The organism is Nocardia sp. NPDC005366 (genome assembly GCF_040606855.1).
In the GTDB taxonomy this organism is placed as follows: Bacteria; Actinomycetota; Actinomycetes; order Mycobacteriales; family Mycobacteriaceae; genus Nocardia.
In genome coordinates this window covers 1-1,330 of the sequence record NZ_JBEXFQ010000102.1, presented here as the reverse complement: position 1 = coordinate 1,330, position 1,330 = coordinate 1, and the positions used below count along the sequence as shown (strand labels likewise).

The window sequence follows — 1,330 nt, the reverse complement described above, 5'->3', positions numbered from 1 at the left end:
CGTTCGGGCCGCCGGTGGGTGATGTGGAGCCTGTTGAACCGCCGTTGCCTTTGCCGTTGCCGTTGCCGCTGCCTTTGCCGTTGCCGTCGCCGGTGCCGCCGCTGTTGCCGTTGCTGCCGCCGTTGCCGTTGCTGTTGCTGCCGCCGTTGTTGCTGTTGCCGTTGCCGTTTTCGTTGTTTTGGTTGGTGTTGTTGCCGGTGGGGGTGTGGGCGGAGGCGGTGGTGTTGGGGTCGGTGAACAGGGGGATCATGGCGGCGAGTTGGGTGAGTCCGTCGTGGTAGCCCTTGTTGTTGCTGGTGGAGTCGCCGTGGTTCCACCAGTCCTGGGCCCAGGTCAGGGCTTTGGCCGCGTCGTTCCAGTTGTCTTCGCGTTCGTCGTGGACTTTTTCGATCTCGCCTGCGGAGTTGTCGTCTTTGTATTCGAATTGGCTGTAGTGGGGTATGTGTGACCAGGTGAACAGGCCGAAGTCGCCGGTGTCGCCGATGACGTCGGCCATGGCGGCGAGGGCTTTCTGGAGGTCGGTGGCCGCGCTCAGGTAGCGGGACAGGAAGGTGACCGCGTGATCGGCGCCGGTGCCCCGCCAGTGTTGGTTGGTGAAGACGGGGGAGATTTTGGATTCGAAGGTGTCGATGGACCTGTTCCAGACCTGGGCCATGGCGTGTACGTAGCCCGCGGTCTCCCAGATCTTGCCGTCGTTCTGGTCGAACAACGCCGCGATATTGGCGAAGTCGCGCAGAGCGAACGAGCTGCCGTTCTCGACAGCACCGGCGATCGTGTTCTTGGCTCTGGCATCGAAATTCACTCCGGAAACCCCGTGCGGCGCGGGTGGTCCGTCCTTCCAGTCGCCCCCGGATATCGGCCGGGACACATCGAACACCGGATTGTGCAGGTCGTGCGGAGCGGGAGTCTGGAAAAGGGCCTCGTTCTCGAGATCGGTGATCCTGTAGGACTTGTTCGCCGCGACGAACGTGTTCGCCATATCGGTGACGATGGCCTGGTGATTCCGCAACACCTGTACGAGTTCCACGGTCAGCTTGTCGTGAAATTTCTTGAACAGCATGTTCATACTGTCCAAAGTCGTCGTCCTGACCGAACCCGCATAGGTCCAATTCAGGAACTCGTACCAGTTGAGGTCATCGATGGCCTTGATCAGACCCAGGATGTCTCCCACCAGAGACTCACAGGAATCGGTGAGCGACTTCAGACTCGCACCATCGACCCCGAGCAACTCGAGCTTCCCGTTCCGGGAACTTTTCAGCAGATCAGGCCAATCGGTCAGATCGCTACCGGTCGCTCCCAATCCCATCGCACCCACCCGCCTTCCACTCGC

1 protein-coding gene is annotated in these 1,330 nt (G+C 61.1%); it reads right to left on the bottom strand.

Going from position 1 to position 1,330, the window contains the following annotated elements:
* Nucleotides 1–1,306 (bottom strand): hypothetical protein (locus tag ABZS43_RS36590; RefSeq protein ID WP_355040591.1); only part of this gene is annotated, 1,306 nt, incomplete at its 3' end.
* Nucleotides 1,307–1,330: the final 24 nt, after the last annotated feature.